General features: G+C 62.4%; 25 protein-coding genes, 1 tRNA gene and 3 pseudogenes. 18 read left to right on the plus strand and 11 right to left on the minus strand.

The annotated features are described in order from the left end of the window. The first annotated feature begins 441 nt into the window (after positions 1 to 441). From IVA82_RS08330 to IVA82_RS08370, 9 genes are all read left to right on the plus strand, one after another. Positions 442 to 951: a hypothetical protein gene (locus IVA82_RS08330; RefSeq protein ID WP_247391162.1), complete on the plus strand. Its 510-nt coding sequence runs from the start codon at positions 442 to 444 to the stop codon at positions 949 to 951. 92 nt (positions 952 to 1,043) lie between these two features. Next, positions 1,044 to 1,868: an alpha/beta hydrolase gene (locus IVA82_RS08335; RefSeq protein ID WP_247391164.1), complete on the plus strand. Its 825-nt coding sequence runs from the start codon at positions 1,044 to 1,046 to the stop codon at positions 1,866 to 1,868. A gap of 404 nt (positions 1,869 to 2,272) precedes the next feature. Then, positions 2,273 to 2,728 carry a DUF2948 family protein gene (locus IVA82_RS08340; protein ID WP_247391166.1) on the plus strand — a complete coding sequence of 152 codons (456 nt, stop codon included), beginning with the start codon at positions 2,273 to 2,275 and terminating at the stop codon, positions 2,726 to 2,728. 265 nt (positions 2,729 to 2,993) lie between these two features. After that, positions 2,994 to 4,289: a histidinol dehydrogenase gene (gene hisD, locus IVA82_RS08345; RefSeq protein ID WP_247391168.1), complete on the plus strand. Its 1,296-nt coding sequence runs from the start codon at positions 2,994 to 2,996 to the stop codon at positions 4,287 to 4,289. Next, positions 4,286 to 4,783: a UPF0262 family protein gene (locus tag IVA82_RS08350; protein ID WP_247391170.1), complete on the plus strand. Its 498-nt coding sequence runs from the start codon at positions 4,286 to 4,288 to the stop codon at positions 4,781 to 4,783. The genes hisD and IVA82_RS08350 overlap by 4 nt, the downstream gene beginning before the upstream one ends. Positions 4,784 to 4,789: 6 nt before the next feature. After that, positions 4,790 to 5,257, plus strand: a complete 468-nt coding sequence (locus IVA82_RS08355; protein ID WP_247391171.1) for a low molecular weight phosphatase family protein — start codon at positions 4,790 to 4,792, stop codon at positions 5,255 to 5,257. Positions 5,258 to 5,581: 324 nt separating this feature from the next. After that, positions 5,582 to 6,211 (plus strand): Maf-like protein, encoded by a 630-nt coding sequence (locus IVA82_RS08360; RefSeq protein ID WP_247391173.1) that lies wholly within the window; start codon positions 5,582 to 5,584, stop codon positions 6,209 to 6,211. A 157-nt stretch (positions 6,212 to 6,368) separates the two neighbouring features. After that, complete coding sequence (gene yacG, locus IVA82_RS08365) at positions 6,369 to 6,551, plus strand: DNA gyrase inhibitor YacG (RefSeq protein ID WP_247391176.1); 183 nt, start codon at positions 6,369 to 6,371, stop codon at positions 6,549 to 6,551. A gap of 197 nt (positions 6,552 to 6,748) precedes the next feature. Next, a tRNA-Phe gene (locus IVA82_RS08370) sits at positions 6,749 to 6,824 on the plus strand. 133 nt (positions 6,825 to 6,957) lie between these two features. Here IVA82_RS08370 and IVA82_RS08375 read toward each other — a convergent pair. Next, a complete protein-coding gene (locus tag IVA82_RS08375) occupies positions 6,958 to 7,656 on the minus strand; it encodes a hypothetical protein (protein ID WP_247391177.1) in 699 nt (232 codons plus the stop codon). A 42-nt stretch (positions 7,657 to 7,698) separates the two neighbouring features. Continuing rightward, positions 7,699 to 9,591, minus strand: a pseudogene (locus IVA82_RS08380) (2OG-Fe(II) oxygenase); the annotation flags it as partial. Positions 9,592 to 9,732: 141 nt separating this feature from the next. Here IVA82_RS08380 and IVA82_RS08385 point away from each other — a divergent pair. From IVA82_RS08385 to IVA82_RS08395, 3 genes are all read left to right on the plus strand, one after another. Further along, on the plus strand, positions 9,733 to 10,227 hold the full coding sequence (locus IVA82_RS08385) for a hypothetical protein (protein WP_247391220.1): 495 nt from the start codon (positions 9,733 to 9,735) through the stop codon (positions 10,225 to 10,227). 115 nt (positions 10,228 to 10,342) lie between these two features. After that, positions 10,343 to 10,597, plus strand: a complete 255-nt coding sequence (locus IVA82_RS08390) for a type II toxin-antitoxin system VapB family antitoxin (protein ID WP_247391178.1) — start codon at positions 10,343 to 10,345, stop codon at positions 10,595 to 10,597. Beyond that, the gene (locus tag IVA82_RS08395) at positions 10,597 to 11,001 is read left to right on the plus strand and encodes a type II toxin-antitoxin system VapC family toxin (protein WP_247391179.1); all 405 of its coding nucleotides are present in this window, start codon (positions 10,597 to 10,599) and stop codon (positions 10,999 to 11,001) included. Before IVA82_RS08390 ends, IVA82_RS08395 begins: the two co-directional genes overlap by 1 nt. A 963-nt stretch (positions 11,002 to 11,964) precedes the next feature. Here IVA82_RS08395 and IVA82_RS08400 read toward each other — a convergent pair. The 3 genes from IVA82_RS08400 to IVA82_RS08410 form a co-directional block, all read right to left on the minus strand. Next, a complete protein-coding gene (locus IVA82_RS08400) occupies positions 11,965 to 12,285 on the minus strand; it encodes a hypothetical protein (protein ID WP_247391180.1) in 321 nt (106 codons plus the stop codon). Positions 12,286 to 12,629: 344 nt separating this feature from the next. Continuing rightward, the gene (locus tag IVA82_RS08405) at positions 12,630 to 12,854 is read right to left on the minus strand and encodes a hypothetical protein (RefSeq protein ID WP_247493236.1); all 225 of its coding nucleotides are present in this window, start codon (positions 12,852 to 12,854) and stop codon (positions 12,630 to 12,632) included. 331 nt (positions 12,855 to 13,185) lie between these two features. After that, positions 13,186 to 13,644, minus strand: coding sequence for a host attachment family protein (locus IVA82_RS08410; RefSeq protein WP_247391181.1), 459 nt, complete (start codon positions 13,642 to 13,644; stop codon positions 13,186 to 13,188). Positions 13,645 to 14,034: 390 nt separating this feature from the next. Between IVA82_RS08410 and IVA82_RS08415 the strand changes: the two genes are divergently transcribed. Together IVA82_RS08415 and IVA82_RS08420 are read left to right on the plus strand one after the other, a co-directional pair. Next, the gene (locus IVA82_RS08415) at positions 14,035 to 14,391 is read left to right on the plus strand and encodes a hypothetical protein (RefSeq protein WP_247391182.1); all 357 of its coding nucleotides are present in this window, start codon (positions 14,035 to 14,037) and stop codon (positions 14,389 to 14,391) included. An 82-nt stretch (positions 14,392 to 14,473) separates the two neighbouring features. Further along, entirely contained in the window at positions 14,474 to 15,568 is a 1,095-nt protein-coding gene (locus tag IVA82_RS08420; protein WP_247391183.1) for a DnaJ C-terminal domain-containing protein, read from the plus strand. 76 nt (positions 15,569 to 15,644) lie between these two features. Here the strand turns inward: IVA82_RS08420 and greA are convergent, their stop codons facing one another. From greA to groES, 5 genes and pseudogenes are all read right to left on the minus strand, one after another. Continuing rightward, positions 15,645 to 16,145 carry a transcription elongation factor GreA gene (greA, locus tag IVA82_RS08425; protein ID WP_247391184.1) on the minus strand — a complete coding sequence of 167 codons (501 nt, stop codon included), beginning with the start codon at positions 16,143 to 16,145 and terminating at the stop codon, positions 15,645 to 15,647. A gap of 58 nt (positions 16,146 to 16,203) precedes the next feature. Then, a pseudogene (locus IVA82_RS08430) lies at positions 16,204 to 17,362 on the minus strand (glycosyltransferase family 4 protein). A gap of 163 nt (positions 17,363 to 17,525) precedes the next feature. After that, positions 17,526 to 17,897: pseudogene (locus IVA82_RS08435) on the minus strand (SPW repeat protein). A 94-nt stretch (positions 17,898 to 17,991) separates the two neighbouring features. Continuing rightward, the gene (groL, locus tag IVA82_RS08440; protein ID WP_247391185.1) at positions 17,992 to 19,632 is read right to left on the minus strand and encodes a chaperonin GroEL; all 1,641 of its coding nucleotides are present in this window, start codon (positions 19,630 to 19,632) and stop codon (positions 17,992 to 17,994) included. Positions 19,633 to 19,746: 114 nt separating this feature from the next. Beyond that, positions 19,747 to 20,061 (minus strand): co-chaperone GroES, encoded by a 315-nt coding sequence (groES, locus tag IVA82_RS08445; RefSeq protein ID WP_247391187.1) that lies wholly within the window; start codon positions 20,059 to 20,061, stop codon positions 19,747 to 19,749. Positions 20,062 to 20,501: 440 nt separating this feature from the next. Here groES and IVA82_RS08450 point away from each other — a divergent pair, with 440 nt between their 5' ends. The 4 genes from IVA82_RS08450 (at position 20,502) to IVA82_RS08465 (ending at position 25,695) form a co-directional block, all read left to right on the plus strand. Continuing rightward, entirely contained in the window at positions 20,502 to 21,134 is a 633-nt protein-coding gene (locus tag IVA82_RS08450) for a DUF1326 domain-containing protein (RefSeq protein WP_148738211.1), read from the plus strand. Positions 21,135 to 21,188: 54 nt separating this feature from the next. Further along, a complete protein-coding gene (locus IVA82_RS08455; protein WP_247391189.1) occupies positions 21,189 to 21,968 on the plus strand; it encodes a DUF2182 domain-containing protein in 780 nt (259 codons plus the stop codon). 235 nt (positions 21,969 to 22,203) lie between these two features. Next, entirely contained in the window at positions 22,204 to 24,717 is a 2,514-nt protein-coding gene (locus tag IVA82_RS48060; protein ID WP_247391196.1) for a diguanylate cyclase, read from the plus strand. Positions 24,718 to 25,440: 723 nt separating this feature from the next. Further along, positions 25,441 to 25,695, plus strand: coding sequence for a hypothetical protein (locus IVA82_RS08465; protein ID WP_247391198.1), 255 nt, complete (start codon positions 25,441 to 25,443; stop codon positions 25,693 to 25,695). A gap of 48 nt (positions 25,696 to 25,743) precedes the next feature. Here the strand turns inward: IVA82_RS08465 and IVA82_RS08470 are convergent, their stop codons facing one another. Beyond that, positions 25,744 to 25,896: a hypothetical protein gene (locus IVA82_RS08470; protein ID WP_247391200.1), complete on the minus strand. Its 153-nt coding sequence runs from the start codon at positions 25,894 to 25,896 to the stop codon at positions 25,744 to 25,746. Between the last annotated feature and the right edge of the window lie 163 nt (positions 25,897 to 26,059).

A 26,059-nucleotide genomic window follows, 5' to 3' on the forward strand; every position in this document is an offset into this window, starting at 1 on the left:
GGCCGCTACGCGCCGCCTCCGGCGGTGGCCTGCGGCCAGCCTTGACCGCGGCTGCGTCTGGCGCAGCGGTCAACCATCGGAACGAAAACGCCATCGCGAGTGCATCGCACTCCACACCAACAACCATGAGCAAAGCATGCCCTGATCAATCATTCCCCTTGACAACCACATCCCCATACAAGCCCGGATGAGCGAAGCGCAATCCGGGACGTGTCCCGACGCAGATACAAGACCCGGATTACGCTGCGCTCCATCCGGGCTACAAACTGCTACAAGCTGCTGTCGTTTATGACAGCGCTGCAAAAAATTCAGCCATGCGTTTGTCGATTCGCACGATCACGTATGGCTGCGCGCGCATGTGTGATGCCGGCGCATGTGGCAATCCGATGAGGGGCGTAATATTAATTTCCCGAACTCAATGCAGAGACTAGGAGAGATGTCATGGTTCTTGGGTTGAGCCTGCCCGCCTTCACGATGCTCCATGTCATCATCAGCCTGATTGCCATCGTGGCGGGCCTCGTCGTGCTGTTCGGCCTGCTTGGCTCGAAGCCGATGCCGGGCCTCACCGCTGTCTTCCTGCTGTTCACGATCCTCACCAGCGCCACCGGCTTCCTGTTTCCGTTCAAGGAGTTGCTGCCGTCGCATATCATCGGCATCATCTCGCTGGTGCTGCTCGCGATCGCCAGCATCGCGCTCTACGGCATGAAGCTCTTGGGCATCTGGCGTCCGGTCTACATCGTGACCGCGATGATCTCGCTCTACTTCAATGTCTTCGTGCTGGTAATCCAGTCGTTCCTCAAGGTGCCGGCGCTGGCCGCGCTCGCGCCCGCGGTGCCGCCCGCGCCGCCGTCGGGGCCGGTGTTCGCCGTGGTGCAGGGCATCGTGCTGGTGTTCTTCGTGGTGCTGACCATCGGCGCCTGGCGCCGCTACCGGCCGATGACGTTCGCCTGATCGATTCCCGCGTTTAGCAACTTCCACACTCCGGGGTCACGCATCGAATCGGGGCGTGCCACGCAATGACGTTTCATGAAAGGAGCCACGCAATGCCCACCATCACCACCAAGGACGGGGTCGAAATCTTGTACAAGGATTGGGGGAGTGGCCAGCCGATCGTGTTCAGCCACGGCTGGCCGCTGTCGTCCGACGACTGGGACGCGCAGATGATGTTCTTCGTGACCCGCGGCTACCGCGTCATCGCCCATGACCGCCGCGGCCATGGCCGCTCGGCGCAGGTTTCCGATGGCCACGACATGAATCACTATGCTGACGACCTCGCGGCCGTGACGGCACATCTCGACCTGAAGGGCGCCATCCATGTCGGCCATTCCACCGGCGGCGGCGAAGTCGTGCACTACATAGCCCGCCATGGCGAGAGCCGGGTGGCGAAGGCCGCGATTCTCTCGGCGGTGCCGCCGCTGATGGTCAAGACGGAGGCCAATCCCGGCGGCCTACCGAAGAGCGTGTTCGACGATTTCCAGGTCCAGCTCGCTGCCGGCCGCTCGGCTTTCTACCGCGACATCGCTGCCGGCCCGTTCTACGGCTACAACCGTCCCGGCGCGAAGCCGTCGGAAGCAGTGATCCAGAACTGGTGGCGGCAAGGCATGATGGGCGGCGCGAAGGCGCATTACGACGGCATCGTCGCGTTCTCGCAGACCGACTTCACCGAGGACCTGAAGAAGATCAACGTGCCGGTGCTGGTGATGCACGGCGACGACGACCAGATCGTACCTTACGCCGATTCCGCGCCGCTGTCGGCCAAGCTGCTTAAGCACGGTACGCTGAAGACCTACAAGGGCTTTCCGCACGGCATGCCCACCACGCACGCCGAGACCATCAACGCCGACCTGCTGGCGTTCTTCAAGGGGTGAGGGCGACTCTTCCCCTCTCCCCTTGTGGGAGAGGGTGGCTCGCCGCAGAGCGGCGAGACGGGTGAGGGGTCGTTTCCGCGAGTTCATCTTGCGGCTGTGATTGCTGAGAGAACCCCTCATCCGGCGCTTCGCGCCACCTTCTCCCACAAGGGGAGAAGGGAAGAACGCTCATCTCACTTCAACAGCCCCCCTGATCGCCTCGAACGTTCGCTTGACGAAAGCCTCGGGTTTGTCGCGCGCGGCCTTCGCCGAGCCAGCTCTCGCCGCCGCCATGCTGTGGGCGCGACGCTGACCGGTGTATCCTTCATGGTCGGGCATTGATTCCGGCGAGCGGATGCTTTTCGCGGAAATTTCGACGCCCGCGCGCGTTGAGCCGCATCCGTCCTGAAGGAGAAGTGCCGGCGATGTCTCCACCGCTCAAACTGATCGCGCTCGATGCCGACGATCTCGCCGTGATCTCCGCCCATGTCCAGGACGCCCGCGTGCTGACCTCGGACATCATTTGGCGGCAAAGCGAGAAGCGGCTCGTCGTCGGCATGAGCCGGCTGGACTGGGAACAAATGCTGGAGGGTGAGGCCGAGCCGCGCCGGCTGGTCGCGGCGCTGCGCTTCGACCGCGTGCTTGCCTGCAAGTCGCGCAATATCGACCTTGCCGCACCCGATAAGGTCCTGGACCTCGTCGGCATCGAGTTTCACCCCGCCGACGGCCGCGACGAGGAGCCTGGCGGCAGCGCGCTGCTCCTGTTCGCCCAAGGCGGCGCCGTCCGCCTCGACGTCGAGTGCCTGGAATGCGAGCTGACCGACCTCGGGGCGGATGGGCTGGGGATGGGATTGGGGATCGAGCGGGAGCGTAGCCGGTAAGGGGCCGAATCCGCGTCACATTTCTGCTGTCGTCCTGGCGAACGCCAGGACCCATAACCCCAGGGCTTTGTTGTTAAAGCAAGATCTGGCCAAATTCCCGTCCCTAACGTTCGCCGGTGGTAATGGGTCCTGGCTTTCGCCAGGACGACGACGGAAAAGCGACGACACCTCCCAAGGGTTGACGGCGGGAGGCCGCCGCGCCATTGAGCAGGGGGTCTTGTGACGCCGATCCGCCCTCAAAAGACCAGCCAGAAGCCAAGCCCAAATGCCCATTCGTCTCGACCGCAGCAGCGCCGATTTTGACCAGCGATTCGCGGCTTTCCTCGCCGCCAAGCGTGAGACCTCGGCTGACGTCGAGGCCGCCGCGCGTGCCATCGTCGATGATGTGGCCAGGCGCGGCGATGCCGCCCTGCTCGAGGCGACGCAGAAATTTGATCGGCTGACGCTGGATGCAGGCTCGCTGCGGATCACGGCCGAGGAGATCGAGACGGCGGTGAAGGCTTGTGACGCCGCGACGCTGGATGCGCTGAAACTCGCGCGCGACCGCATCGAGACCTACCACGCCCGGCAATTGCCGAAGGACGAGCGTTTCACCGATCCGCTCGGCGTCGAGCTCGGCTGGCGCTACACCGCGATCGAATCCGCCGGCCTCTACGTGCCCGGTGGCACCGCGGCCTATCCGTCCTCGGTGTTGATGAATGCGGTGCCGGCCAAAGTCGCCGGCGTCGCGCGCCTCGTGATGGTAGTGCCGTCGCCCGACGGCAAGCTCAATCCGCTGGTGCTTGCGGCGGCCAAGCTCGGTGGCGTCACCGAGATCTATCGCGTCGGCGGCGCGCAGGCAGTGGCTGCGCTTGCCCACGGCACCGCGACGATCGCACCGGTCGCAAAGATCGTCGGCCCCGGCAATGCCTATGTCGCTGCCGCAAAGCGGCTGGTGTTCGGCAAGGTCGGCATCGACATGATCGCCGGGCCCTCCGAAGTGCTGGTGATTGCCGACGACACCGGCAATGCCGACTGGATCGCGGCCGACCTGTTGGCGCAGGCCGAGCACGATGCCAGCGCACAATCGATCCTGATCACCGATTCCGCGCGCCTTGCCGCCGACGTCGAAAAGGCCGTCGATGCCCAGCTGAAGACGCTGTCGCGCGCCGTGATCGCGGGCCGCTCATGGGCGGATTTCGGCGCCATCATCATGGTGAAAAACCTCAACGACGCCATTCCGCTGGCGGACGCCATCGCCGCCGAGCATCTCGAAATCATGACGGCGGATCCCGATGCGCTCGCCGCAAGAATCCGCAACGCCGGCGCCGTCTTCCTCGGCGCGCATACGCCGGAGGCGATCGGCGACTATGTCGGCGGCTCCAACCACGTGCTGCCGACGGCGCGCTCGGCGCGGTTCTCCTCGGGGCTCGGGGTCGCCGACTTCATCAAGCGCACCTCGATCCTGAAATGCGGCCCGGATCAGCTGCGTGCGCTGGGCCCGGCCGCGATGACGCTCGGCAAGGCGGAGGGGTTGGATGCCCATTCACGCTCGATTGGATTGCGTCTCAACCTGTCATGACAAAGCCGCCCGACCACGACGACTCGACCAATCGCATCGTCGCGGTCACGCTCGACGAGGACTCGATCGGCCGTTCCGGTCCCGACATCGAGCATGAGCGCGCGATCGCGATCTACGATCTGATCGAGCAGAACCTGTTCGCGCCGGAGGGCGCCGACGGCAAGGGCCCGTTCACGCTGCACATCGGCATCACCGGTAGCCGCCTGATGTTCGACATCCGCCGCGAGGACGGCACGCCCGTGGTCGCGCATCTGTTGTCGCTGACGCCGTTCCGGCGGATCGTGAAGGACTATTTCATGATTTGCGACAGCTACTACCAGGCGATCCGCACGGCGATGCCGGACAAGATCGAGGCCATCGACATGGGCCGCCGCGGCATCCATGACGAGGGATCGCGCACGCTGCAGGAGCGGCTGAAAGGCAAGGTGCGAGTCGATTTCGAGACCTCGCGCCGGCTGTTCACGCTCATTACTGTTCTTCATTGGAAAGGTTAAACGCGGATGGCTGCGCCCCCACGCGCACGCGATCCGCAATCGGTGCTGTTCGCCTGCGCGATGAACAGCGTGCGCTCGCCGATGGCCGAGAGCCTGCTGCGGCACATGTTTCCGCAGGGCCTCTACGTGAAGTCGGCCGGTGCCAGGACGGGCGAGCTCGACCCCTTCGCGGTGACCGTGATGGCCGAGCTCGGACAGGACATCTCCACCCACAAGCCGCAGACCTTCGAGGAGCTGGAGGATTGGGAGGGCCTGAATTTCGACCTCATCATCACGCTGTCGCCGGAGGCGCACCACAAGGCGCTGGAGCTGACCCGCACGCTGGCAGCCGACGTCGAATACTGGCCGACGCATGATCCCACCACCATCGAAGGCAGCCGCGACCAGAAGCTCGCCGCCTACCGCGACGTCTGCGACCAGCTTTTGCTGCGCATTCAGCGACGGTTCGCGAGGGACGGCGCGGCTTCGGATTGAGAGTCGCGTCGGCAGTGGCGGTGTGCTCCCTCTCCCGCTTGCGGGGGAGGGCCGGGGTGGGGGTGCTTCCGCGAGCGAGACCCCCCGTGTGGAGAAAGCCCCCACCCGCCGCGCTCTTCGAGCGCGTCGACCTCCCCCGCAAGCGGGAGAGGTGCAGCGAGTGCACCTCGCGACCGCCCCGTAGCACCGGCGTCACAGACAGCAGGCGCACGCGTGCTGGGTCCGTCGAATCAGTAAAGTCCGGGTTCCCGGGTTGTGAAATCAGCCCCCTTCCGATAGGTTCCGCGCGCAATTCACCCCCTGCTTCATCCCCAAAATCAGCTGATGCTCGGCCGCCCCAAATTCGTTCTTGCCTCCGGTTCGCCGCGGCGCCTGTCGCTGCTCAACCAGGCCGGCATCGAGCCGGATGCGCTCCGGCCCGCCGACGTCGACGAGACGCCGAAGCGGGGCGAGCTGCCGCGCGCCTGCGCCAATCGGCTCGCCCGTGCCAAGGCCGATGCGGCGCTCAAATCTGTCCAGCTCGACGACGAGCTGCGCGGCGCCTTCATCCTTTCCGCCGACACGGTGGTGGCTGTCGGCCGCCGCATCCTGCCCAAGGCCAATCTCGTCGACGAGGCCGCGCAGTGCCTGCGGCTTTTGTCGGGCCGCAATCACCGCGTCTACACCGCGATCTGCCTGGTCACGCCGCGCGAGGCCTTCCGCCAGCGTCTGGTGGAGACCCGCGTCCGTTTCAAGCGCCTGTCGGAAGACGACATCCAGGCCTATATCGGCTCCGGTGAATGGCGCGGCAAAGCCGGCGGCTACGCCGTGCAGGGCATCGCCGGCTCCTTCGTGGTCAAGATGGTCGGCTCCTACACCAACGTCGTCGGCCTGCCGCTCTACGAGACCACCACGCTGCTCGGCGGCGAGGGCTTCCCGACCCGCTTCGGCTGGCTCAACGCCGTCGGCATATGATGGCCGCTGGCCGCACGCCGATATAAAAGTCGAAAACAACCCCATGCACAGTAGAATCGACCCCGCGCGCTGGCGGGAGATGCATGCGCCGCCGCCTCAGGAACCCCTTTGCCGACAGTCTCTTGACCTTGTTCACCTCGTATAAGCCGCCGCCATCATGGACCACCAAGCCAAAAATCCCGCAAGCCCGCTCAGAACCTGCCCGATCTGCGGCAAGCCCCAGTCCGAGGCTACCCGCCCGTTCTGCTCGTCCCGCTGCCGCGACGTCGACCTGAACCGCTGGCTGAAGGGCTCCTACGTCATCCCCGGCAAGGATGACGATGTCGACGACGTCGAATAGCTACGTATTATCATATAGTTAAGAAGATGGCGTGCGCCCTGCGCGGTCGCTGGCCCGGCCCGGCCCCACCTTGTGCACAACTGGGCCCTGCCCGGCGAAGCTCTTGGCGAAGCCGGGTGGACAGGCCGCCCTCAGCCCACTATAAACCGCCCGCTCGATGGGCCTTGACCTTCTCTTTGGCCCCTCTTTTCGAGCACGCCCAGGTAGCTCAGTTGGTAGAGCATGCGACTGAAAATCGCAGTGTCGGTGGTTCGATTCCGCCCCTGGGCACCAAAACTAGCGCTTTTGTGCGTTGGACTACGATTTTATCCGATGGCATTGCGTGAGCGCTGGCCTCGTGGACAAGCATGGCCTTGCCGAAGGCGTCCGGAGGCAATGAACGCAGTCGCGGACGAGCCGGAAGCCATCATGGCGTCTTTGCTTCTGCCAGTGCCTGCGGCTCGACCAGCAGACCTAGTCGCTCGTAACGGCGGCGCGTCCTGCTGAAGCGCACGACGACAGCATGTCTGGTGCTTTTCACCTTCGCGCGCCGTGTAAGCAAGGCATCGCCCGCCGGCAGATATTCGAGATCATCGAGACCAACGCAGCGCAGGCATGCCGGACCGGGATCCTCCATCATCAGGAGATAGCCGGTGCCTTCGCATCGATGGCATGCCCACTCCGTGTTCAATGGCTGGATGACCACCAACTCCGGAGCACGGCTTGCCTTTTCCGCCAGCCGCTCGCGCTTCTTCTCGGAAAGCTCCGGCGAAAACCAATGTATCCGGTATAACGCCTCGATCTTGGGATCTCCGCTTCGGCTGAAGCGCAGCATTTGACGCCGCGGCGTACGAGCAACATACGCCGTCTCTCTTGCGAACAATCCTTGCGCGGTCGCCCACGAGCGGAATAGCCGCATGGCTTCCGAGATGCGCGGCAGATTGGTCCGGATCACACGCTCCAGGCAATCGATCTGCCCGCTGCGCCAGCGCTCCGCCGCCTCAAGGTCGAGCCACCCGATGCCGACGAAGATGTCGATCGCGCTCACGAACTGCCGGGCAGCAAGCGCCGCTTCCGCCGCCCTGGCGACACGATCAGCAAGTGGAACCTTATTCTTCCGGCTCATCTCGCAGTCGAACTCGCTATTGCATGCGGTACAAGGCCAACGTCATCCTCCCAGCGCCGACACATGCTCCAGATCCTGCCGACGCTGCCTCGCGCGCCGTTCGAAGCTGGCCTGATTCTTGGTGGCAACCAGCGTGTGGGGGCTGCCACGCCTTTCCGTCATGAGGTCAAGGTCGCACGCCGCGGTTCGAACGCTTTGCTCGACATGGGTCCTCCGGTCCTGGACCGCTTTCAAGCGCCATTGCTGTTGATCCGGCGCAACCAGGAACGCTCCCAGTCCGCGGCAGTCAGCGCAGGTGCATTTGAGTGGGCTGGCCCTGGTCCAGTCCCGTGGCGCCTCCAGCGGCAGCGCGATACGCTTGCGCAGGTGGTCGAGAGACGCCTCTCGGAGCCGCACTACTGCTGGCCACGCCGTACTCTCTGCCATCTTGGCAAAGGCGCGAGCGGCGGGGACCAGCACGTCGTCCGGCTTGTACGTCTTTGGCCAGGCCAGCAGATGCGCGATCGCGCGCGCCGCGAGCCCCGCATCGATCCGGCTCGTCGCCGTCAGAAGATCGACGACGAAGGCAGCCTTCACGGGTTTTGGCCGCTGCCAAGGGTCAATCTCCCAAGGGTCGTGTCGAGGCTCGACCTGCCCGGTGTTGACCTGTTTTGGCCGCGCCGGGTCGCCCGGCAGGACGTCGATCAAGGCTGTGCCGATCTGCCCCAGGTCGCCCGTCACGCCCGCCGGCGCCGCGACGCAGCGCAGCAGCAGATCGGCGCAGGCGCCAAGATGGGCCGGAGCGTTACGCCTGACAATCCGGATCAGCAACGCCGTTGCACGCGGGGCCGGAAGAATGGCGGCGGCGCGCACAATCGCGCCGTTGTCGGACGCGGCGTAATGACCTTCGGCGGACAGTTCGGAGAGAAACGCATCGATGCGTGCCACGTTGCCGAGACGGACCTGCAAATCGAGCATCCGGCCGGCTTCTGGGTCGTCGTCTGCTCGCCATGAGTGGCGAGACCAAGAGCGCAGCATGTGCCCCGAAAGCTCATCGGCGTCGCGCCACAATGGCGACTGCATCGATGTTTTGGTTGCCTCCCAGCGCGCCGTCAGATCTTCCAGATAAGGCAGCGTCGTACCGAGGCCGGCCTGATTCAACACCGCGAGCCGCCGCGCCGCCGGCCACAGCACGAAGCCGGCACGGCGATACGTACGCTCGAAGGACGCACCTTCGTTACCCGTCGCCTCGTGAAAATGCTGCTCGTCCGGCGTTAGATCATCAAACGCGTCTGCCGGGCACAGCTCGTCCTCGGCGAATGGAAAATCGCCGAACCCGGCCTCGCCGCCGTCCGGACGGCGCCACTCGGACAAGACCAGCGCCCGGTCGAAGACCTCGACAACCTCGAATTCTTCGTCTTCGTCCTCTTCCTCGTTCCGACTCCAGCGGCGACGGTCATAATAGCCGGTATCTTCGGCGCTGCCGCTCTCCTCGATCGACACGAGGGCGAGGTGGAGATCGCAATCGGCCTCCGCGGCGGCCTTGACCAGCACGGACGCCACACCCGCATCGGCACCCTTGAGGGCGCTGAACGACAGCTCCGCCGGCGTATAGACATGCTCCAACGGCAGGATCAGCTTATCAGGCTCGCCGTCGGCGCTCGCCCAACCCCGCAGCAACCCCACCACGCGCTCGTGCTCTGCGCGATAGTCGGGCGCCTTCAGCGTGCGTCGCTTGCCGACGAAGCGCAGACTATAGACGAGGGTCAGGCGAAATCCGGCCGTGACGGGACGCACTTCATGGACGCAGTCGGCATAGAAGGCCGCAAAACCGATCTCCGAGGATTCGTCTGGACGCAGGTCGAGCACTGTCTCCCGGCCGAGATGCTTGACGATCAATTCGCCGCCGTCATGGGGCGAGGGCAAGGTGAGCACCATTGTCGCGAACATGCCGGCGGCCTTCTCGGTATCCCGATGGTCGACGAAGAAGCCGCCGGTATCGTAGACAAGAAGCTTATAGAAGTCGGCTGCGACGGGTTCGCTCACGCCGAGCCCGCGGGCTATGTCAGCGACGAGTTCGGCTAGCGTCTTCTCCCAGTGACGCCCACCGATCCGAACCTTGGCGGGATCGACCTGCCAGGTTCTCCTGACTTCGCGATCGACAACGGTCTCCTCGCCCCGCCCGTAGGGGGCCGCTTCGGCGATTGCGACGAGCCGTTCGGCTTGGACGGGCAGGATTGGAAAGGCGATCCTGCCCACGCCGTCGACATAGATCGTCGGCATGAAGGTCTCCCGAATTCCGCCGACGCAAAAGTCGCCCGAACGCTCAACGGAACGGACGCTGTTGAGCAACTTGGTACCGATCGACGACATGGTAACTCCAGCAAGCTGGATCCGGCCGCCAGCGCCCCTCCGACCCTCACGGAGCTCTCCGCACTGACCGCTTTTTTCGGCGGTGAACTCGATCGGGAGAACGGCGCCGTGGGCGGCGCTCGGACCCAAGACGGTAATCAAACCGGAAGGCTCTCGATGATTGGTCCGGTGAACGATACACCGACTTCCTTTCACCGCCAAAGATCGGTGGAATCCTAATCGGTGCATCCGAGCGAGATCATCGGTATCCGCGCGTAGGATTGCGTCGGGGGTCAAAGTTGACTCGCCTGGCGCCAGGGTGGAAGATACCTAATCAGGAACCAGGGAACCTGCTATGGCTTTGAGCATAAAGGACCCCGAAACCGAGCGCTTGGCCAAGAGTCTGGCGCGGCTCACCGGCGAGAACATCACGACAGCAACCAAACGTGCCATCGAGGAGCGACTGCGCCGCCTTGGCGGCCAATCCCGTAAAGCCGGTCTATTAGAGGATATGGCCGAAATCCGTCGGCGCTGGAGTGCAATGTCGGTTGTGGACGACCGGACGCCAGAAGAAATTCTCGGATATGACGAGCACGGATTGCCACGCTGATGGTGATCGACACATCGGCGATCGTCGCAATCGCTCTCAACGAGCCCGATGCGTCAGAGATCGAACTACGAATTGCCGATGACCCTGTCCGGCTGATCTCTGCTGCGACCGTGCTCGAAGCGGCGATGGTGCTCGAGACGCGGTTGGGTGACGCGGGCGGGCGCGAGTTTGACCTTTGGCTACTCAAGGTCGGCGCCGAGATCGTTCCCGTCAACGCCGAACAGGCCGATGCGGCGCGGCGCGCCTGGCGTCGCTACGGCAAAGGGCATCACGCCGCGGCACTGAACTACGGCGACAGCTTTTCCTATGCGCTGGCGATGACCCGTGGCGAACCGCTGCTGTTCAAGGGCGAGGACTTTGCAAAGACCGACGTCAACCGATCAGGCGAAACGGCACCGCGATAACTCGATGCGCACTGGTCGCAGTCAAGATAAGCAGCATATCAGAACTGGGCCGGCAAAGACGTTGGCACCGGCCGCTCAAACACGCGCCGCAACGCTGCGTTCACGGCCGCAGGACTCATCGGAGGGCGCGCGCTGATTGTCAATGACGCCGAAGCTGCTGCGTTCTGGCGGCGACGCGGGTTCATTCCTTCAAACGGCGATCTGCCGTAGCGAACCTCTGCCACCATGCCAGCGCTCACGCCACCATGCTAAGGACAAACAGCGGTTCGTCGTGCCGGTGGTTGCGTATGATCCCCTCCCTGGGCACCACAGCTCTTCTATGAGCCTGATATCCAAAGCAGTTCAGTAATTTCAACGGCTTAGCGCTACGGTTTTGGTACAAAACGGTGGTGCAATGCCGCTCGCGATGCGAGTCTCATTGAGCTCCTGCTCGGATTTGGCGGCTTGATATTCCGCATTCTCAGGAAGTTGGTGTCGTCCGCCCTGGCATCCTGGATGCGCGGCGCTGCTTCGCAACAAGATTGGAGTCACCTGTATCGGCCAGGACGTGAAGCTCACCGTGCAACGCAACGGCGCGCTCCGCACGGTCGTGGTCCAGATTGCGCCATAGCCGGAGGCAAGCAACGCCTCCGCTGCCAAGAGGCCGACTTCCTGGTTGAACGATCAACCGCGCTAGATTCCGGCTTCGCGCTAAGGAGCTGTCTGGTCGCTCCGCGCGCTCTCGATCTGGCTTATGTCGGCCCCTCACAGACTTCTGGTCTGGCATCTGGCAGACCGTGTGGGCAAGCGCCACGAAGCCCGATGCCATTCACGCCCCGCGCGCCGCTCGGGCATCAACTGCAAGTTCGCGTCAGTTGCGTAGCAATGCTTGTCATCGGAGGCGCTGGTTGATCGGGAACGATCGAAAAGAAATGGCCCGCTTCGACGGGCCATTTCTGTGCGCAGCTTGCTGCGCGATCGGGCTCACCAGTCGGGATCTACAACGACATCCGCCGCGTAGCGGTATCTCGAATACCCATAAGGTGCCAGCGGCGCGAGATGCGAATATACGGGGGCGGGCACATAGGCGGGACGGCCTACCACGACGCGCTCGCGCACGATCGCTGGCGGCGCAACGAAAGGCATGGGCGCGACGTACGCGCTGCCCGGCGCTACTACCACAGGGTAGGGCTGAACATAGGGGTCGACATATACGGCCTGCGCGCACGCTCCGGTAGCGCCGATGCCCAACGAGCCGGCCATCGCTAGGCCGGCAATCGAGAGCTTATTCGCTGTTGCTGTCATATTCTGCAACTCCTTTGCTTCTTGTTGCGACCTCCAACCGAACCAAACAGTGCGCATCGTGGTTCCCGGTTCCGCCAGGTTATTTCAAGGTTATTGAGCGGTCATGTTGTTGTGGCAGCCTCGCTGCCAGGATCGGCCAGGGTGTCGGTATCGAGCAAGTAGTCGTGCCGAGCAAACCGCTCGGTGGGAGCCCAATGCTCCGGGCTCTTCACAGCGGCCCTACAGACCTGGTCGCCAGATCTGTCGCGATTACACTGTGCGTTCCGGCTATTCGCAATTGCAACGCCGCAGATCGGTCGGAGAAGTCCAGACGGCACCAGTCGCGACGGCTTACGCTGCTGAAATCAGCCACGACGCTTCAGCTGGTCAGCAGCGGCGCGTCTCGCCGCTATTGCCATCCAGTCCCGCAACAGTCCCCTGTCCTCCTTTGAAAAGGAGGCCCGCCGCTTAAGATCATCCAGCGTCTCACCGGGATGGCATCGCTCGAAATCTTCGCGGATCAACGTCTCAAGGTAAGCCTGTTCCTCCTCACTGGCTGGGCGGAAACCGTAATAGGAGTTGGTCGGCATGGTCGGCCAAAGAATCTGCCGGGTTTTTGGCACTGCTTAAAGAACCGGCCGCTAAGCGCCGATTAGTCTCATCTATACGAGCCTCCTTAGGAAGGGGCTCTTAAGAAGGGGCTCTTGCGTTTTGCGGCCGAGAACGTCTCGGGCTCGGGACAGAGCTTTAGGACTGCTGTCGCTTCTTTGCAGATTCTCCTATGCGATACATATCGCTAATGTCGCGCTGCGATGGCCGGAAAATGCGATGTCGAGATAACATGATCGGCTCCCTAGGTGCTGCAGGCGAGAGTCTGATTTGATTTTGTTGCCAGCTGGCCGCAACTCGAAACCGCCACGATCAGGCGGTCAGATATTGCGATATGTCGCCGATGGTGAGGCCGGTCAGGTCCTTCGCAATTTCCGCGACGACGCGCTTTTCAACTGCGGGAGAATATGATCGGCGCAGGTCCGCGAGCGTCCGCGGCGGTGCTACAATGACAATCCGCTCCAAATGTGACTCTTCCAAAACGCGATCCAGGGCGCTGGCGACTGTGCGGGCGAACCGTTGTTTCCCGATGTTGCGCCAGTCGGTCTGCTCCATCGCGCTGCGGTTCGGCTCGGTGCCAGACGGCGCTCGTCCCGGCCTGTCTGATCCTTGTTCATGGGTCGGCGGGTTCTCATCTTCAAACACCTGCAGGACTTTCAGGCGTGGCTCTAGGCCGGTCCCTTCATTGAGGAGAAAGAGAGCCTTGCGGCCGTCTCCGACAAAAACAACTGCGCGATGTGGCAGCCTGATGTACGGCTTTCTGTTCGGCATCAACGCCTCGCGAGCTTCAGCTTTCGATCGCGCGCCGCGAAGGCGCTGTCGCGATTGCGGGCTAGACTTCCAGATGGCGTGCACTCGCACCGACATCCTTCTTCTTCTTGATCTACTTGCCTCCCATTCGTGACGGCTCCCCTGTTGTCGGCCATGCAAGTCTCCCTGCTCATGGACAATAACCGTGAGGGGGCGAGGTCTGTTCCGCCACCCTCAGACCCCGCGTTACCGGCGGCCGAAGGCGGTGTCTTGAAATACTTCACGCCTTTCCCACATCTCCGGCCGTCGAGGATCGGTTTGCCCAATCTTGACAGACGGATGTCCGGCATACGAATTGAGGTGGCTTGGGACCCATCTCGCTTAAGCCCCCTCCTCAAGAAAGGTGAAGCCATGGCGCGCCGGCTGGAGGGTGGTCTCGGAGGCGACACGCTTTATGATTTCCTGGACGGGTGGGATCCAGGCGACTTCTTGTATCCCGCCTATGCATTCGAGCACCCATCTCACGTCGTCAGCGATCCTGACCTGACGCTCATCGAAGATGGGGCAATGCTTGCGTCGTCGGCGTCGGATGCCCGCGCGCCAGAGGATATTCCTCACCTGCGCCGCCCTCCCGGCGGCAAGCGGCCGGGTCTGTTCTATGAGGTGATGGTGGGTCTCCGCGCCTTGGACAAGCAGGTCATCGAAGGGGCTGGCGCCAGCACCCTCTGCGGTCTGCTGCGCACGACCCCACTTGGAAGATGGCCGTGACAAAGCGCGGCCGAGCGGACCCGGTCCGTCGCTGACGCCGAGTCCCGCGAGGCCGCTGGCGGCGATAAGGCAAGTTGGGACCATGGCCGAGCCACGTGATTACTACGAGTTGCTCGGCGTTTCGCAGGACGCCGACAAGATGGCGATCAAAGACGCCTTCCGACAACTTGCGCTCAAATACCATCCAGACCGCAACAAGGAGCCGGGCGCGAGCGAGCGCTTCAAAGAGATCGCTCAAGCTTATGCGGTCCTGAGTGATCCCAAGACACGGGCCGAATACGATGCCCGCGGCTATGCCGGTGTCTCGGGCTTCTCGTCCGAAGATCTGTTCGGCGGGATCAATTTCGACGACATTTTTGGTGGGGTCGGATTCGATTTTGGCAGTCGAAGTATGTTCGATCGGCTGTTCCAGCATCGCACTACGGCGCGCCAGGGCGAAGACGTCAAAATCACTGTCACCGTCCCACTCGAACGTGTGTTGACCGGCGGAGGAGAAACAGTTCACGTGGAGCGGCCTGCCACCTGCCAAGCTTGCAAAGGGTCAGGGGCCAAGGTCGGCACAAAACCGCGAACCTGCAACAAATGCGGTGGCAGCGGGCAACTCGTGCGCAGCCTAGGCAAGCAGGGAGTTACCTTCCGGCAGATTACGACCTGCCCGGACTGCGCGGGCAGCGGCACTATCCTCGATAGTCCGTGTCCGGAGTGCGGCGGCATTGGGCAAGTCGTGCGCAATGAAGCAATCACCGTGCGGATCCCTGTGGGGGTAGAGGACGGCATGACGCTGCGCGTGCCCCGCCGTGGGCAGCCCGCCGACCAATTAGGATTGCCGGCTGGCGATCTTTTTGTTGTCATTCGCACGGCCGACGATCCGCGTTTCGAGCGTCATGGACGTGACCTCTATCGGATCGAGACAATCGATGTGGTTGATGCCGTGCTCGGGGCGGATATTGAAGTTCCCACACTTGAGGGTCGAGTTCCGGCCAAGGTCGAACCGGGTGCGCAACCCGATACGATCCTGCGTCTGCGCGGCAGGGGCCTGCCGCAATTCGGTGGCGGTGCCCGGGGGGACCTCTACGTGCGCGTACATGTCCACATCCCTCAACGCCTGTCCGATCAACAGCGGCGCCTGTTTGAGCAATTGCGGGCGACCGCGAATCGCAAGCCTTCTTCGGCCTAATCAAGCCTGCGCGGGATCGGGCCGCTCGAGCAGGTCGCATTCCGTCGTTAGACACAGCGCTTGCCGATATAACGCCTCAGCGCCACTCCACCTTATCGATCTTATAGGCTCTGGCACCGCCGGGCGTAATGACCTCGACGACCGAGCCTTTGGTCTTGCCGATCAGCGCGCGGGCGAGCGGTGAAAAGACCGAAATCTTACCGCTCCTTGCGTCGGCCTCGGACTCGCCAACGATCTGCCACATCCGCCGCTCGCGCGTGTCATCGTCGGTCAGGGTCACAGTGGCCCCGAACTTGATTGTTTGGCCAGAGAGCCTCGATACGTCGATCACCTCTGCACGCGCGAGCTTGTTCTGTAGCTCCGCGATGCGAATCTCATTGAGCTCGTGTTCGGATTTGGCGGCCTGATATTCCGCATTCTCAGGTAAGTTGGTGTCGTCCGCCTTGGCATCCTGGATGCGTTCGCCGATGCGCGGGCGCTCGATCTTAATGCGGTGCCTCAGCTCGTCTTGCAGGGATGCGTAGCCGTCGGCTGTCATTGGCAGCCGCTCAATCGGTGCTTCAATAGCCTTGTTCATTGGACTGCGCGCCTACTCTGCAGGGGACGCAGGCGGGCAATCGTTGGCCTCGTTTCGCTCAGGCTGGAGCATTGCGCTCTCCACGATCATCCTCCTTGCGCATATTTGTCGACGGCGCAACTTCAGGTGCAAATGCTCCGAGCGGATGTTCGTGCACTTTCGGGACGCGCACCAGGTCCGACCTGACTGGTACGACGATTCTTCGTCCATCAAGCTCGCGGTAAGTGCCTTTGGTGAGCAGCGATTGATAAACGCCGACGTAATCCCGTGTCATCCGGCTGGCCGAGAAGCGTTCCTCGAAGCGCCGGCGCACATCGCGACGATTGAGCGCCATCACCCGCGGAACTGCTTTGACCGCTTCATCAACGGTGTCAACGACAACCCCTGTCGTGCCCGGCTCCACGATCTCCGGAACGGAACCGCAGCGGAATGCCAAAACTGGCGTGCCACATGCCATCGCTTCGATCATGGCAAGGCCAAAGGGCTCCGGCGAGGAATGCGCCTTTGGTGCGCTCGTCGATCTCCCCGACATATTCAACACCAGCTCCATCCAGGAGCGGCGCGATGACATCGTGGAAGTAGTGTTCATCCGCCTTGTCGATCTTGGCGGCGATCTTGAGTGGGATGCCGCAGGTCCGCGCGATCTTGATGGCGAGATCGGGCCGTTTTTCAGGACAGATCCGACCGAGAAAGCCCAGATAGCCCCCGCGCGGATCGAGCGTTGGTCGATATAGATCGAGGGGGACGCCGTGGTGAATCGTTGCTACGAAATTCGCGGTCGCGAGCGGAGCACGCTGCGCATTGGAGATCGAGACCAGCGGCATGTCGATCGCCCGATGGAGCGGCTGCAGATCGCGGATATCCAGGCGGCCATGAAGAGTCGTCAGTGTCCGCGCGGCCATCGGCCGAAAGGTCGGGAAATGGAAATAGTCGATGTGGAAATGAAGGATGTCGAACTCGTTCGCTCGCTCCCGCACCTTGTCGAGCATCACCATGTAATGCGGATTGGGGTCGCGAACAGCCGGGTCAAGTCGCAATGCCTCTGGCGAGCACGAGACCAACGCGGCCGAGGTCACGGAATCGCCGCTTGCAAACAAGGTGACGCGATGACCCTGCCGTACCAGCTCTTCGGTCAAATACGAAACCACTCGCTCGGTCCCACCGTACAAACGAGGTGGAACACTTTCGAACAGCGGAGCGATTTGCGCGATCCTCATTACTGAGACCCACAGGCGCACGTGATGATAGCCAGCCGCGCAAACCAGCCGGCTGACGGAATGATATGCCGCCGTCGCTCACGGATCGCTCACGGATCTCGCAACCAGGACCCGATCACGATCAATGCGGAGAACGGGTCAGGCCGACGCCCGGCCCGCGTCCTTATCGTCGAGCGGTCACCTGTGGTGGCGTCTGATGCATGAACCACAGCTTCACGCCCGCCAGTACAGCGACAATCAGGCCGGCGATGACATGGGCGGGCCCATCTGGCTGCGCTCTGGGCGGCAAAGCCGAGGATCCAAGGCGACACCAACACCCACACTCCGAGCACGAGATTGACCCACTCTTCCCACTCGGCGAATTTAGCGAGCGCTGCGATCGCCACAATACCGATGATGATACCGCTCACCCAGGCGTTTGGCGCCGCGGGGAATCATGCGCAAACCCAAAGATCCACGGCGTCAGGAACAAGAGAGCCGCAAGGATCAGATTTGCGATATCAACTCCAGCTTCCTTCCATTTCAGCTCCTTCATTTTTAGCCTCTACGATGCGTGCTCATTTCGCACCTTAACCTTCCGATCCGACGTGTCCAGCCGTCGTCCGTCGCGTATATCGCCCTTCATTCCCTCATGCCGCGATGTCCATGTCGTTCATTCCGGCGCCTGGTGACGGCGGCTGGGCTTTCTTCTTTGGCAACTCGGCGACCATGGCTTCCGTGGTGATCAGCAACCCCGCCACCGACGCGGCGTCCTGCAAGGCAGAGCGGACCACTTTGGTCGGATCGATGATCCCCTTGGAAACAAGGTTGGTGTATTCGCCGTCCTGCGCATTGAAGCCATAGGCATAGGTGTCCTTTTCCAGGATCTTCCCGACGACGATGGAGCCGTCTTCGCCTGCGTTACGCGCGATCTGGCGGGTCGGCCAGGCAAGCGCCTTGCGGACGACCTCGACGCCATAGCGTTGGTCGTCGTTCTCCGGTTTCAAGCGCTCTAGCGCCTTCACTGCGCGCAGCAGCGCGACTCCGCCGCCCGGCAGGATGCCTTCTTCGACCGCAGCGCGGGTCGCGTGCATCGCGTCGTCGACGCGATCCTTTCGCTCCTTGACCTCGACCTCGGTGGCGCCGCCCACGCGAATGACCGCAACGCCGCCTGCGAGCTTGGCAAGCCGTTCCTGGAGCTTCTCGCGGTCGTAATCCGACGTCGTCTCCTCGATCTCGGTCTTGATTTGCTTGACGCGCGCCTCGATGTCCGCCTTCTTGCCGGCCCCTGAGACGATGGTGGTATTCTCCTTGTCGATTTCAACCTTCTTCGCGCGTCCAAGCATGTTGAGAGTCACGTTCTCGAGCTTGGCGCCCAGATCTTCCGAGATGAAGGTGCCGCCCGTGAGGATAGCGATGTCCTGCAGCATGGCCTTGCGGCGATCGCCAAAGCCCGGCGCCTTCACGGCGGCAACCTTGAGCCCTCCGCGCAGCTTATTCACCACGAGTGTCGCCAGCGCCTCGCCCTCGATGTCCTCGGCGATGATGAGGAACGGCTTGCCGGCCTGCACAACCGACTCGAGCAGCGGCAAGACCGGTTGCAGCCCGGAGAGCTTCTTCTCGTGGATCAGGATGTACGGGTCTTCCAACTCGACCCGCATCTTGTCGGCATTCGTGACGAAGTAAGGCGAGACGTACCCGCGGTCGAATCGCATACCTTCCACGACTTCGAGTTCGGTTTGCAGGGACTTTGCTTCTTCGACGGTGATCACGCCCTCGTTGCCGACTTTCTTCATGGCGTCGGCTAGGAAGCGGCCGATCTCGTCGTCGCCGTTGGCCGAGATCGTAGCCACCTGGGCGATCTCGTCGTTTGTGACGATCTTCTTCGAGTTCTTGCTGAGGTCCTTGACCACCGCCTCAGTCGCGAGATCGATTCCGCGCTTGAGGTCCATCGGATTCATGCCCGCAGCTACCGCCTTGGCGCCTTCGTGCACGATCGCATGAGCCAGCACTGTCGCGGTGGTGGTGCCGTCGCCGACCTGGTCGGAAGTCTTGGATGCGACCTCGCGCACCATCTGTGCACCCATGTTCTCGAACTTGTCTTCGAGTTCGATCTCCTTGGCGACGGTAACGCCATCCTTGGAGATGCGCGGCGCGCCGAACGACTTTTCAATAACCACGTTGCGGCCCTTCGGGCCGAGCGTCACTCTCACCGCATTGGCGAGAATATCGATCCCGCGCAGCATTTTCTCGCGCGCCTCGGTGGAGAATCTGACTTCCTTCGCGCTCATATTCGTACCTCCTCAAAGCTCCATTGCATTCTCCCAGTCTAGTGGGCCATCTGATCCGGTCCGTGGATCCGGAGCCAGGCCGCTCAATGCGGCGGACCGATGGCTGAGTCCGGGTCAGGCCGCTTTCTTCTTGGCCGACGGTTCTTCAAGCACGCCCATGACGTCGCTTTCCTTCATGATGAGGTATTCGGTCCCATCAAGCTTGACCTCGGTGCCTGACCATTTTCCGAACAGAACGCGGTCACCAATCTTCAGGTCGATGGGGATCAACTTGCCGGTATCGTCGCGGCCTCCCGGCCCCACGGCTATAATCTCGCCCTGCTGGGGTTTCTCCTTGGCGGTGTCGGGGATGATGATGCCACGGGCGGTCCTTTCCTCGGCTTCGATACGTTTGACGACCACACGATCGTGGAGCGGGCGGAACTGCATGCATTCCTCCATTCTGCAAGACCGAATTGTCACAATGCCGCGCCAGGGAGGCAGAAGCCCTAGCTCGGGCAAAAATGGTGTAGGAACGCCAAAAATCGGTTTCAAGATGCGACTCGAAAAAAATTGGCACTCCTCTCGTTCGGCCGCTGCCAGGTTCATAAAGCGACTGGGGCTGCCAGGGGCCGAAGGTCGGAGGTCCGGTTCGGAGATTCCGTGTGGAGTCGGCATGGATTTCCAGGATTCGGCCGCCGGCCCTGCACCTTAGCTGTACGCGCCAGGCCGCCGCTGATATGCTTCTCGCCATTGGACGATAAACGGCAGATCGCCAACTGTACCCTTGCGACGCCGGCCTTCTGATCGGACTTCGATCCTGCGCGCTTTCTCGACGTCACGAACTATCAAGCGGTTGCCTCGTCTCTACTCACATTGGGAGATGTACCATGGCTGCATCGGATTGGCGTCTCGAAGGCGAATGGCTGAAGAATTGCAATTGCGCGTTTGGCTGTCCCTGCGACTTCAATGCTCGGCCGACCCAGGGTTATTGCAAGGGATTGGTCGGCATGAGGATCACCAAGGGACATTTCGAGGGGACCAGGCTTGACGGCCTGTGCTTTGCGGTCACTGTCGATTTCCCGGGCGCGCTGCATGAAGGCAACGGCAAAATGCAGCCGATCGTTGATGAGCGCGCAACACCGGAACAGCGCCAGGCGCTGTTTGACATTTTTTCCGGCAAGCATTCTGCCGAGGGCACGCTGTTCCACATTTTCAGCCTGATCGTGACCACGATCCACGATCCGGTCTTTGCGCCGTTCGAATTTTCCTTCGACAAGGACGGACGGGTCGCCAAGCTCGTCGCCAAGGGCGTGTTGGAGACGGAAGTCGAACCGATCAGGAATCCGGTGACGGGTGCTCCGCATCGCATTCAGGTCGTGATGCCCGAGGGTTTCGAGCACCGGGCTGCCGAGATCGCGTCTGCCGATATCCATTCGACGGGGGCGATCAAGTTCGACACCAAAGGGACGCACAGTTCGCTTGCGACCGTAGTGCAGACGCCCGAGGGCGTCGCCGCCTGATGTGGCGCCGAAGCTTAGTCATGGACCGGCGACATCCTGAGCACGGGAAAGGCCATGAGCGGGTATCTGGCGCTTGAACATCTGCTTCGGCGCGACCGCGCGATCGTGGTGGTCGGGACCGCCGCGGTGGCAGCGCTGGCCTGGGCTTATCTCGCCAGCGGCGCCGGCATGGACACCGAGATGATGGCGGACATGCCGGACATGGCACCGATGCCATGGACGCCGCTCTATGCCGCGCTGCTGTTCGCGATGTGGTGGGTGATGATGATCGCCATGATGGTGCCGAGCGCGGCGCCCGCCATCCTGCTGTATGCGACAATCAAGCGGAGGCAGGAGAACACGTTCGGCGGCGCCATGGAGACATGGATCTTTCTCGCCGGCTATCTGCTCGCATGGGCGGGGTTCAGCCTCGTTGCGGTCCTGGCGCAGTGGGCGCTCGATCGGACCGGGTTGTTGTCGGTGGCCATGGCAAGTACGAGCATCAGTCTTGGCGGCACGCTCTTGTTGGTCGCGGGGCTCTATCAGTTCACCCCGCTGAAGGGGGCCTGTCTTCGCTCGTGCCGAAGTCCGCTGCTGTTCCTCAGCCGGTACTGGCAGGCCGGCGGAGCCGGAGCACTGCGCATGGGACTTCGCCACGGCAGCTACTGCGTCGGCTGCTGCTGGTTCTTGATGGCGCTGCTGTTCGTCAGCGGCGTGATGAATCTGGTCTGGATCATCGCCATCGCCCTCTATGTCGCCGGCGAGAAGCTGCTGCCGTTCGGCCGATCGCTGAGCTACGCGGCGGGCGTAAGCTTGACCTTGGCCGGAACGATAGTTCTTGCGCGCGCGCTGTGAGAGGTCCAGGAGCCCGCGAAAACCACCGCCGTCGAATACGTTGATGCCCCCACCCGGCTCAAATACAGCCGGCCTCCGTGATCTTACGGGTATCGCGAATTGAACAATTGAGCTTGCCCCCAACCAAAACTTAAGGCTGCCGCCTCTAGGCTCGCGCTCTGGGATGCCGGATCGCACTTGTGGCCGCCGTCCCTGAGAAATCGAGGCGGAGACGGTCGATGCGGGAGTGTGCAGTGTGATTTTTGCCAGATCAGTTCGCAAGGCGACCAAGACCATTCTGCGGAATGCTCCGCTGCAGATTGCATTGTTCTTCCTGCCGCTGCTCTGGATCGGATATGTCGCGATCACGTCGTCGGAACGGACCGATGCGGTCGCGCAGGCGCGGTTGCACGGCAACAGCGTCGCGGAATTGTTCGAGGAAAACACTGAACGCATCTTCGAGCGCGTGGATCAGTCGCTGCTGGTGGTGCGAGCACTTTACGCCCAGGATCCGCTGACCTTCAGCCTTAAATTCTGGTCGGACAAGGCCCGCATCGCGACCGGCGACGTGGTTCAGTTCTCCCTGATCGGACTGGACGGCTACATGCTGGATACGACCACGGGCTATTCCGGTGCGCCGCTCTATATCGGCGATCGCGAGCACTTCATCAACGTTATGGCGCTAGCCGATGATCGCGTCTACGTCGGCAAGCCCGTGCTGGGACGGGCGTCGAACAAATGGACCATCCAGCTTGCAAGGAAGCTGTTCGACCTCGCCGGGAATCCGGCGGGCGTGGTCGTCGGCTCGATCAGTGTCGATGTCGTCGGCAGGTTCTACGACACCGCAAAGCTCGGCGACGGCGGAACACTGGTTCTCAGAAATGCGAACTATGTCGTGCTCGCCGCGCGGGGCGTGGACCAGGGCGCCGTGCTGGGGCAGCGCACGCCGAACCGCGTCGAAGGCGAGCTATGGGACGGCTTCTATGCACAATATTGGAACGAAAATCGCCCAAACCGCAGCGACAGGCTGATCACCGCGCGCAGGTCGCGCGCCTTTCCGCTGATCTTCACCGTCGGCATCTCGGAGCAGGAGATCTATTCCCGCTCCGATTTCAGGCAGAAGATCTATCTCGGCTGCGCGCTGCTGCTGACGTTCATCATCCTGACCGCGACGTTTTTCCGCTGGCGGCGCCAGCAGGCGCTCGATCGCGCCCAGCGCGAGCTTCGCGATTTTGCCAGCAAGTTCGAAGACGCGCTCAGAAATCTTCCCCAGGGCTTGAGCATGTTCGACGGAAGCGACCGCCTGATCGCGTTCAATCGGCAATGGCTCGAACTCTACGGGCTTGTACCGGAGGAGATTCGGATCGGCATGAATTTCCGCGAGGTGTTCGCAAAACAAACCGCCGTGCTCGACGTCGAGGCATACCTTGTCGATCTGAAGAACCGGCTCGCCCAGTCGGAGCACACCTCAAACACCGTGCAGTTCCCGGACGGACGGGTTGCCTATATCTCCTACGGACGGCGCGAAGGCGGCGGCTGGGTCGCCACCCATGAGGACATCTCAGAACGCAAGGCATCCGAGGACCGGATCGAGAGGCTCGCGCATTACGACAGCCTGACCGGCCTTACCAATCGCAACCTATTCAAGGAGCGCATTGACGCAGCGCTCGCCAGGCCTTCCCCGCTGGAGGCGCCGTTCGCCGTGCTCCTGCTCGATCTCGACAAGTTCAAGTCCGTCAACGACGCGCTCGGCCACCAATGCGGTGACGCGCTGCTGAAGCAGGTTGCCGGCCGGATCACGGCGCAGATTCGTGACGTCGATATTGCGGCGCGGATCGGCGGCGACGAGTTTGCCGTGATCGTGGCGCCGGGCCGGGCCGCGATGCAGGACGGCGCCGCAAGCCTCGCGGCGCGGTTGGTTCAAGCCATCGCCGAGCCTTATCACATCGAGGGCCATCCCGTCGTGATCGGCTGCAGCATCGGCCTCGCCCTGGTCCCCGAGCACGGCACGCGAGTCGATGAGATCCTTCGCAACGCCGATCTTGCGCTCTACAAGTCGAAGAACGCCGGCCGAAGTTGCTTCCATGTCTATTCGGCGCAGCTCAAAGCTGAAGCGGATCAGCGCAACGTGCTCGAGATCGAACTTCGTGAGGCGATCTGGCGCGAGGAGATCGAGGTGTTCTATCAGCCCGTCCGTGATCGAGCTCGGCACCGGCCGTGTGAAATCGGTCGAGGCTCTGGCGCGCTGGCACCACGCCACCCGAGGCGCCATTTCTCCTGCCGAGTTCATTCCTGTTGCGGAGGCAGGCGGACTGATCGTCGAGCTCGGCAATCAGGTGCTGACCAGGGCGTGCCGCGATGCGATGACCATGCCGAGCGATGTCAAGGTCGCGGTCAACCTCTCGGCCCTGCAATTTGCCGGCACGAACCTTGTCGACACCGTGACGTTTGCGCTAGCGCAGAGCGGACTTCCGGAAGCCCGGCTCGAGCTCGAGATCACCGAGAGCGTGTTTCTTGCCGATACCCAGGAAAACCTCAAGACCCTCCAGCGGCTCAAGGCGCTCGGCGTCTCCATTGCCCTCGACGACTTCGGCGTCGGTTACTCGTCATTGTCGTATCTGACGGCCTTCCCGTTCAACAAAGTCAAGATCGACAAGACCTTCATCGACAGGATCGATCGTTGCGAGACAGTCGCAGTGCTGAAATCGATCATGCAGCTTGCGAAGACACTGAGGCTCTCGATCGTCGCCGAAGGCGTCGAGACCTCTGAACAGGTCGGACGGCTCCACTCGCTCGGAATTCCGCTCGGCCAGGGCTTCTTCTTCAGCAAGCCCGTGCCCTTGGCCGACCTGTCATGGCCAAGCCCCGTCCCGCGGCGAAGACGCCAGAGGGCGGCGTAAAATACGCGGACCGAGGCAGCGAGAAGCGTGCCGGATGAACCCGCCGAGGGGCTTTGCCGTGTGCGGACTTCTGTTCGGTCAGTGGGGCGACAATGCCCTCAATTGGGGACCGATCATCAGGAGCAACTTTCGGTTTCCTCTTTGGAACCGTGCGCGCCGCTTCGCGTTCCCCCTCGCTTCACGGCCCGTCCCAAGCATGCGGCCTTGAAGCAAATCACGGCCGGTCCCGGCCTTGCTCAAAGCTGGGGCCGTCCGCCGTTTCAGACCATTAAATGATAAATGGGGATGCCGCTTGATTGCCGCTCTGGTTCTCAAAGTTGCCATCGCGAGCCTGTTCGTCTTTTCCTTGATACTCATGTCGATGCTGATCCTGGGTGTATGAACACATGCCGTATCAGGTCAGATCAGGGGCGCTCATGATTGTCGCCTCCGGTCCGGTGGAAGCGCTCGAGCTGTTCGATCGGATGACGGACGAGGGCAGCGAACACAGGAGTAGGGCCGCCATCGCAGGCGGCTGTGTCGCCGCCTGCGATGCCCGTGCCGAATCCTGTCGCAAGATGGCGGCATAAGCCGGCAGCCCGGGATCCAGCAGCATGAGCAACAGCACCACCGGCTCCGATATGCGCGGGTCAGGCACAACCGGTTCAGCCAGTGGCACCAGCACAACGTGCATGAACAAAGGGGACGACCGGCACAATGAGCCCACCCGCCGGCTGGACCAACAAGTAAACGTCACGGCGCACAGCCGGATTCGTACACGTCCCGGATTCAATGCGTTCGAGCAAACGCGTCTCGTGTTGAGCTGCTCGACCGCATTCGCCGGCGACAGGACCGAGCTCGGCTCGTGAGGAAGAGCCAAGCTCGGTCCATATCGATTCTACGCTACCCGCTTGGGTTCAGGGGAGTCCCGGACCGAGGTCGAGGCCATAGATCATGGCGGCCACCGAGATCAGCAGGCCCGCCCCGGTAAAGATCAGGATGGTCTCCAGCGCTTCGCCATCGACATCCACGCCGATTGCCGTCGAGAGCACTTTCGCAAGGACTGCCATCACTTGCCTGCCGCCGAATGGACACGGTGCGCAGCTTAGCCCGATAGGCGGTCCTTGCATGTGAGATATCTCTCAAAGCCAGGCAGGGTTGCCGCGTGTTAGCGGCGGGTCGCACTGGAAAGGCTCGCGTGCGGTGACAGTGCACTCAATGCACGCTTGAGCT

It is taken from the genome of Bradyrhizobium sp. 142, from assembly GCF_023074015.1.
GTDB lineage: Bacteria > Pseudomonadota > Alphaproteobacteria > Rhizobiales > Xanthobacteraceae > Bradyrhizobium.

What these genes read in the sequence shown, in the direction of transcription:
- IVA82_RS08330 (WP_247391162.1), top strand. Translation starts at nt 442, where the DNA reads ATGGTTCTTGGGTTGAGCCTGCCCGCCTTCACGATGCTCCATGTCATC.
- IVA82_RS08335 (WP_247391164.1), top strand. Translation starts at nt 1,044, where the DNA reads ATGCCCACCATCACCACCAAGGACGGGGTCGAAATCTTGTACAAGGAT.
- IVA82_RS08340 (WP_247391166.1), top strand. Translation starts at nt 2,273, where the DNA reads ATGTCTCCACCGCTCAAACTGATCGCGCTCGATGCCGACGATCTCGCC.
- hisD (WP_247391168.1), top strand. Translation starts at nt 2,994, where the DNA reads ATGCCCATTCGTCTCGACCGCAGCAGCGCCGATTTTGACCAGCGATTC.
- IVA82_RS08350 (WP_247391170.1), top strand. Translation starts at nt 4,286, where the DNA reads ATGACAAAGCCGCCCGACCACGACGACTCGACCAATCGCATCGTCGCG.
- IVA82_RS08355 (WP_247391171.1), top strand. Translation starts at nt 4,790, where the DNA reads ATGGCTGCGCCCCCACGCGCACGCGATCCGCAATCGGTGCTGTTCGCC.
- IVA82_RS08360 (WP_247391173.1), top strand. Translation starts at nt 5,582, where the DNA reads ATGCTCGGCCGCCCCAAATTCGTTCTTGCCTCCGGTTCGCCGCGGCGC.
- yacG (WP_247391176.1), top strand. Translation starts at nt 6,369, where the DNA reads ATGGACCACCAAGCCAAAAATCCCGCAAGCCCGCTCAGAACCTGCCCG.
- IVA82_RS08375 (WP_247391177.1), bottom strand. Translation starts at nt 7,656, where the DNA reads ATGAGCCGGAAGAATAAGGTTCCACTTGCTGATCGTGTCGCCAGGGCG.
- IVA82_RS08390 (WP_247391178.1), top strand. Translation starts at nt 10,343, where the DNA reads ATGGCTTTGAGCATAAAGGACCCCGAAACCGAGCGCTTGGCCAAGAGT.
- IVA82_RS08395 (WP_247391179.1), top strand. Translation starts at nt 10,597, where the DNA reads ATGGTGATCGACACATCGGCGATCGTCGCAATCGCTCTCAACGAGCCC.
- IVA82_RS08400 (WP_247391180.1), bottom strand. Translation starts at nt 12,285, where the DNA reads ATGACAGCAACAGCGAATAAGCTCTCGATTGCCGGCCTAGCGATGGCC.
- IVA82_RS08405 (WP_247493236.1), bottom strand. Translation starts at nt 12,854, where the DNA reads ATGCCGACCAACTCCTATTACGGTTTCCGCCCAGCCAGTGAGGAGGAA.
- IVA82_RS08410 (WP_247391181.1), bottom strand. Translation starts at nt 13,644, where the DNA reads ATGCCGAACAGAAAGCCGTACATCAGGCTGCCACATCGCGCAGTTGTT.
- IVA82_RS08415 (WP_247391182.1), top strand. Translation starts at nt 14,035, where the DNA reads ATGGCGCGCCGGCTGGAGGGTGGTCTCGGAGGCGACACGCTTTATGAT.
- IVA82_RS08420 (WP_247391183.1), top strand. Translation starts at nt 14,474, where the DNA reads ATGGCCGAGCCACGTGATTACTACGAGTTGCTCGGCGTTTCGCAGGAC.
- greA (WP_247391184.1), bottom strand. Translation starts at nt 16,145, where the DNA reads ATGAACAAGGCTATTGAAGCACCGATTGAGCGGCTGCCAATGACAGCC.
- groL (WP_247391185.1), bottom strand. Translation starts at nt 19,632, where the DNA reads ATGAGCGCGAAGGAAGTCAGATTCTCCACCGAGGCGCGCGAGAAAATG.
- groES (WP_247391187.1), bottom strand. Translation starts at nt 20,061, where the DNA reads ATGCAGTTCCGCCCGCTCCACGATCGTGTGGTCGTCAAACGTATCGAA.
- IVA82_RS08450 (WP_148738211.1), top strand. Translation starts at nt 20,502, where the DNA reads ATGGCTGCATCGGATTGGCGTCTCGAAGGCGAATGGCTGAAGAATTGC.
- IVA82_RS08455 (WP_247391189.1), top strand. Translation starts at nt 21,189, where the DNA reads ATGAGCGGGTATCTGGCGCTTGAACATCTGCTTCGGCGCGACCGCGCG.
- IVA82_RS08465 (WP_247391198.1), top strand. Translation starts at nt 25,441, where the DNA reads ATGAGCAACAGCACCACCGGCTCCGATATGCGCGGGTCAGGCACAACC.
- IVA82_RS08470 (WP_247391200.1), bottom strand. Translation starts at nt 25,896, where the DNA reads ATGGCAGTCCTTGCGAAAGTGCTCTCGACGGCAATCGGCGTGGATGTC.